The sequence below is a fragment of the Chloroflexota bacterium genome (assembly GCA_016219275.1).
Lineage (GTDB): Bacteria > Chloroflexota > Anaerolineae > UBA4142 > UBA4142 > JACRBM01.
Genome location: JACRBM010000103.1, coordinates 77874 through 83873 on the forward strand (window position 1 = coordinate 77874; position 6000 = coordinate 83873).

Genomic DNA, 6000 nt, shown 5'->3' on the forward strand with positions numbered 1-6000 from the left:
CTTTTCTTTTTTCAAGATACATTGTATGAAGAGACTAGATGGTTTTAATGTTCAAGAGCGCGAGGACGCATCTTCTATCTCGGAAACAAATGACAAGTTGCCGGGAAAATGGGTGTTGAATATTCATCCGTCGAAGGGTTATGTGCCGATTAACCTTCGCGATTTGTGGAATTACAGAGAGTTGCTCTATTTTTTGATTTGGCGCGATATCAAAGTCCGTTACAAACAAACAGCACTTGGGGTGGTGTGGGCAATCCTGCAACCGTTTTTGACTATGGTCGCCTTCAGCATTTTTTTGGGACATCTGGCTGGGGTGCCTTCTGAAGGGGTACCCTATCCTATCTTTACATTTACTGCATTACTCCCCTGGCAACTCTTTGCTCAAGCATTTATCCATTCAGGAAACAGTCTTGTCGCGAACCAACATCTGATCACCAAAGTTTATTTTCCCCGCCTAGTCATTCCAATTGCCGCTGTGTTAGGAGGACTAGTCGATTTCGCGATTGCGTTTGTTGTCCTGCTAGGAATGCTAATCTATTTTGGAATCATGCCTACAGTTGCAATCCTCACTCTTCCCCTTTTTATCCTGCTCGCGCTGGCGACTGCGTTGGCAGTTGGATTATGGCTTTCAGCTTTGAATGTAGAATATCGCGATGTTAGACATCTTACTCCTTTTCTAGTTCAATTTTGGCTCTTTGTTACTCCGGTTGCCTATCCCAGCAGTCTAATTCCAAAAGAGTGGCAAGTTTGGTATAGTTTAAATCCAATGACCGGGGTGATTGAGGGTTTTCGAATGGCGCTTCTAGGTAAGACCGAATGGCTGAGCTCTTCAATCCTCGTTTCGACAATCGTTGTTGCGCTTTTGTTGATCAGCGGGTTGGCGTACTTTAGGCGAATGGAGAAAACTTTTGCAGATGTGGTATGACACGTGAGTAGTATCGCGATTCACGTTGAGAACCTGGGCAAGCAATATCGGATTGGACAACGCGAGCGATCTGAAACTTTGCGGGATGCGTTGGTTCAATTGTTTGACAGTCCGCGTCGTAAATTTAACGCCTGGCGACAGCGTATTGCTTTCGACGAAACAACGTGGATTTGGGCGCTCCACAATGTATCCTTCGAGGTTCATCATGGTGAGGCAATCGGCATTATCGGCAGAAACGGCGCCGGCAAAACCACCCTGCTAAAAATTCTTGCGCGTATTACAGAGCCCACGGAAGGATCTGTCCAAATTCGTGGGCGCATTGGTTCTCTTCTCGAAGTAGGAACAGGATTTCATCCTGAACTTACGGGAAGGGAAAATATTTTCCTGAACGGTGCAATCCTTGGCATGCCCCAAATAGAGATCCGACGCAAATTTGATGAGATTGTGGCTTTTGCCGAGGTAGCTGATTTCATTGATACACCGGTCAAACACTACTCTAGCGGGATGTATATGCGCCTAGCTTTCGCCGTCGCGGCGCATCTTGAAACGGAGATTCTACTGGTTGATGAAGTGCTGGCTGTCGGTGATGCGGCATTTCAGAAAAAATGCTTGGGCAAGATGGGAGATGTTACACAGGCAGGACGAACTGTATTGTTTGTTAGTCACAACTTGGGGGCGATTGCACAACTGTGTCCGCGCTCAGTCCTCTTGCGTGCCGGGCAAGTTGAAACCTTTGATCGGTCAGATCTCGTTATCACGCGGTATCTATCCGAATATACGGCTGGAGCCACGGATATAAACCTAAATCCGCAAGCGAACCCTCGCACTCCGGCTGCTTTCGTACGGCTTTGGCTCGCTGACACTGACGGAAATCCGATCAATGTGGTAGATGTTACCAAACGATTCAGTATAGGTTTGCAAATTCGAGTTCACCAAGAAATCGCTGAGCTTGATGTCAGTTTGCGGTTTCTCAACGCGCTTGGGCAAGCCTTATTTACAACCAACCTGTCTGACGAAACTCATAGTCTTGCTCATATGCCTTCTGGGGAATATGCTTTCTTAATCCAGATCCCCCATCATTTTCTTGCGCCCGGCACATATTCATTTATCGCGGCGCTCCATCGTCCCGGTGTTCAGTTGTTCGATCTGCAGGATAGCAAGCTCAGTTTTCAAGTGATCGAATCCGGCAGTAGTATGTGGCAATACCATGGTCAGGCTTATGGGAATATTTTTGTGGATTTTCCCTGGCAACCAATTCAGCCACCACATCCTTTACAAGGATCATCGAATTGAAAACGCTCGAAGAAAAACAGTACTTGGTGCAGTCGCGTTCGTGGTATCATTCCATTGAAATAGAAGCTGGGTTAGTAACTCCGGGATGGCTTTCTCAAGCGCATTTGCAACAAGTGCTCAAGTACTTGCAGTTCCCGGACAGTTTTGAAGGTTTAACTGTTCTTGATATTGGCGCGTGGGATGGTTTTTTTAGTTTCGAAGCGGAGCGCAGAGGAGCTAAACGTGTAGTAGCGTTGGATGTGGATCCACCAGATACGCACGGATTCGCTATCGCGAAGGAATTGCTGGACAGTCGCGTCGAGTTTGTTCGCGGGAATGTTTACGATTTGTCTGCCGAAGTGCACGGAAACTTTGACATCGTTTTCTTCTTCGGAGTTTTTTATCATTTGCGTTATCCTTTGCTCGCGCTCGATCGCATTCGTCAGGTCGTAACGAAGTATTTGTTGATGGAAACAAATTGCATGGATAATCACTTGGTGTTGGCAAACCAGGAGGCAGTTCCTTTAACGGCGATCGATCCACGACTCGTGGATATTCCGCTCTATCGTTTCTATCGTCACGATGAATTGAATCCTGGCGATTTCAGCAACTGGTTTTCTCCCAATCGTCGAGCAGTTGAAGATGCGTTGTGGTCAGCCGGATTTCGCCCGGAATTTTTAGCGGCTTGGGGAGATCGGATCGTGTACAAAGCCACGCGTTTGGAAAGCATTCCTGAATATCTACTCCAAACATACGAAGGACGTCAATGGATCAGGGCATCGGATGGGACCTTTTCTTTGCAGGTCTGTCTGTGCGATCAAGATAACGCTGACACTCTTTCGCCCCTTCCCACATTCGTAGGTCCCCCAGTTCTTCTCCCGGATGCGCGAGAGTTGCAGACGACGGCTGAGCAGGAAGTGCGTCGCCTTCTCCCGCAGGTGAATCAACTCCATCGAGAAATTGCCGGGTTGCGCGGACAAATTTCTACGTTGCAATCACGAATCACATTTCTGCAGGATTTGATTACTCTATTGCGTCGCGGACGAGTCTATCGTTTTCTCCGATTTTTTGGAATGTGGAAATGGCTCGAAAAAAACATTACGGAGGATTAGTCGCTGTATGAGAACGCGCGAAACCTTTTTATGGTTTGAAGGGAGATGAATGGCGACTGACCGAAACGTGTATGCTCAGCCGATTCTGGTTACAGATATTAACGATTGTTTTTTCTACCACACAACTGATGTTCCGGGATATGGTGTCAGACCAGGGCAATGGGATTTACGCCCCACCTGGCGCGAATATTTGGGAGGCGAGTCTTTTCAAGGCAAGCGCGTCTTGGACATTGGCACCGCAGACGGTTTTATCAGCTTCCAGGTCGAACGTCAAGGAGCGGAAGTGGTTGCTTTCGATCTCTCGGAGATGGAATCCTGGGATCTGGTTCCGTTTGCCGGCTACGATTACAAACAATACAGCGTATCCAATAAAATACACATCAAACAATTGAACAATGCGTTCTGGCTATGCCACAGGGCTTTTGGATCGAAGGTAAAGATGGTGTATGGGAATATCTACGCAATCCCCCAGGAAATCGGGCAGGTGGATGTTGCCATCTTTGGTTCAATTCTGCTTCATCTCCGCGACCCATTCACTGCTCTCCAGAACGCGCTTGCACTCACGCGCGAAACAGTCATTGTCGCCGAACCGCTTGGACAGGATCTTGTTACACAGATTCTTGGTCGGCTCGGGATGCCATATATGCAATTTCTGCCCAAACATACCACCTGCGAACCCAAAGACTCATGGTGGTATCTGCCGCCCGCGGTGATTCGTGGTTTTCTTGGAGTACTCGGGTTTGGCGACACACGCGTTCGTTACCATGTTCAGCAATTTGGAGAATGGGGGAATTATGCGCGTGTGCCGTATTATACGATGATCGCCAGACGAACAAGTAGCACATGAAACACGTGCGACACATCCTGGGCGAGTCAGTATTACATTAGTTGATCGCATCGGATGCGCTTTTGTACAGATCACTCTAATCAAATGTGGTTGGTCGCTCCCTAAGAGTTCGAGTTTAGACTAGTTTCTGTTGGGAAACCCCGGAAGGCGGATGAATGAGTGACCGGGGTAGCCCCAAACCGAATTAGCCAAATGAGCCACCTGGAGTAAAATCAGGTTACCGAACCAAAGATTTCAACCCCAGGAGGCTCGATGCTGATTATAGCATATCCGCGCGATCCCGCCTTTCTCGCGCTGACGCCCTTTATCAAGTTAGATCCGCAGGTGGTGGTCATGGACCGCTTGCTCCAAGATCGCAAACTGATTTTGCTCGCCGCCAACGACTTGGCACTCTCTGCCCCGCAAGCGTTGGGGAATGGTCGCCCATCCACGCCCGTCGTCGTCACCTTACGGATTGCCGTGATGCGCCGACTGACCAATTGGCCCTGGCGCTCCCTGGAAAAAGAAATCAACGGCAGTATGCAGTGGCGCTGGTTTTGTGCTCTGGAAACGCATCGTTGTCCGCACTATTCCACTTTGCGCGACCGCGAAGCCTTGATTCGATCGGTGACTTTGCATCGGCTGAATGATCGCGTTGTGCGATTAGCGCAGCGCGCAGGCGTGACGCAGGGAAAAAAATGCGTGCCGATGGTTCGGTCACCGAAACGCTGATGCATTTTCCAACGGACAGTTGGCTCTTGGCAGATAGTGTACGGGTCATCGGTCGGACGTTGGCGGCGGCACGGCGGTTGCTCAAGCCGCGGAGTCGAACCGAGAAACTACTCTTTCGCGATGCTCGCCGCCGTGCCAAACATTTGGCTCGCCAAATCGCCCAACGGACGCGTGCGACGAAAGGTCAAAAATCACCTGAAAATCAGGCGTTCCGGCAATATCGTCCTTTGGTGAAGGTGACGCGCGAGAGCGTGACCCACGGCTGGGAGATCGTCGTGCGTTTGAAAAAACTGGGCACCCCCGCCGCCGAGGCGTTGGTGACGACGCTGGAACACTACTTACCGCTGGTGGCGCAAGTCCTTGACCAAACGACACGGCGGGTGTTTCAGCACGAGTCAGTCCCTGCCAGCGAAAAAATCGTCAGTTTGTTCGAGCCGCACACCGCGATCATCAAACGTGGGAAAGCGCGTCCCCACGACACCGAATTTGGGCGCAAGGTTTGGTATTGTGAAAGTGACGGCGGCATTCTCACGGACTATCGCTTGCTGGTGGGCAATCCCCCCGAAGCGAACTATTGGTTGCCCAGTCTCAAACATCAACGCCAGTTGCTCGGGCGGGTTCCCGAAGTGGCAACCGCCGATCGCGGCGTGTATTCGCCCAAGAACGAACAGGCAGCCAAAGACCTGGGCGTGAAACGCGTGGTCTTACCCAAACCGGGTGCCAAGACTCAAGCACGACAACGCTTGGAAGAGCAGCCCTGGTTCAAAGCGGTACGCCGTTGGCGCTCGGGTGCCGAAGGGCGCATCAGTCATTTGCGGCGCGCGCGTCGTTTGGATCGGTGCTTGAATCGTGGCGAGCCTGGTATGGAACGCTGGCTTGGTTGGGGTGTCATCACTAACAACCTGGTCGTCATCGCGGTAGCATTGACGCGCCCGCACCGTTCTACCAAGAAACGTCGAATGTGACCCCACGAGGGGTTTCCCAACAGAAACTAGACTAACGCCGAACGACTCGGGTTTTCCGAGTTGAGAAAATCGCACCTTACAATCGAAACCGAATCGTCAATCGCGCTATTTCTTGCTCTTCTTGATGATCGGATGCCGTTCGGCACGCTGGCGTGCCTTGCCTTTGGG

At 50.5% G+C, this 6000-nt stretch carries 6 protein-coding genes; all 6 read left to right on the top strand.

Translation table 11 applies throughout. The features are described 5' to 3' along the window. The first annotated feature begins 25 nt into the window (after positions 1–25). The 6 genes from HY868_27060 (at position 26) to HY868_27085 (ending at position 5832) form a co-directional block, all read left to right on the top strand. Positions 26–925 (top strand): ABC transporter permease, encoded by a 900-nt coding sequence (locus HY868_27060; GenBank protein MBI5305817.1) that lies wholly within the window; start codon positions 26–28, stop codon positions 923–925. 3 nt (positions 926–928) lie between these two features. Next, positions 929–2218: an ABC transporter ATP-binding protein gene (locus tag HY868_27065; protein MBI5305818.1), complete on the top strand. Its 1290-nt coding sequence runs from the start codon at positions 929–931 to the stop codon at positions 2216–2218. Continuing rightward, positions 2215–3309 carry a DUF1698 domain-containing protein gene (locus HY868_27070; GenBank protein ID MBI5305819.1) on the top strand — a complete coding sequence of 365 codons (1095 nt, stop codon included), beginning with the start codon at positions 2215–2217 and terminating at the stop codon, positions 3307–3309. The genes HY868_27065 and HY868_27070 overlap by 4 nt, the downstream gene beginning before the upstream one ends. A 49-nt stretch (positions 3310–3358) precedes the next feature. Beyond that, a complete protein-coding gene (locus tag HY868_27075) occupies positions 3359–4156 on the top strand; it encodes a hypothetical protein (protein ID MBI5305820.1) in 798 nt (265 codons plus the stop codon). Between the two features lie 252 nt (positions 4157–4408). Beyond that, positions 4409–4867 (top strand): transposase, encoded by a 459-nt coding sequence (locus HY868_27080; protein ID MBI5305821.1) that lies wholly within the window; start codon positions 4409–4411, stop codon positions 4865–4867. Continuing rightward, entirely contained in the window at positions 4834–5832 is a 999-nt protein-coding gene (locus HY868_27085) for a hypothetical protein (protein ID MBI5305822.1), read from the top strand. The genes HY868_27080 and HY868_27085 overlap by 34 nt, the downstream gene beginning before the upstream one ends. Positions 5833–6000: the final 168 nt, after the last annotated feature.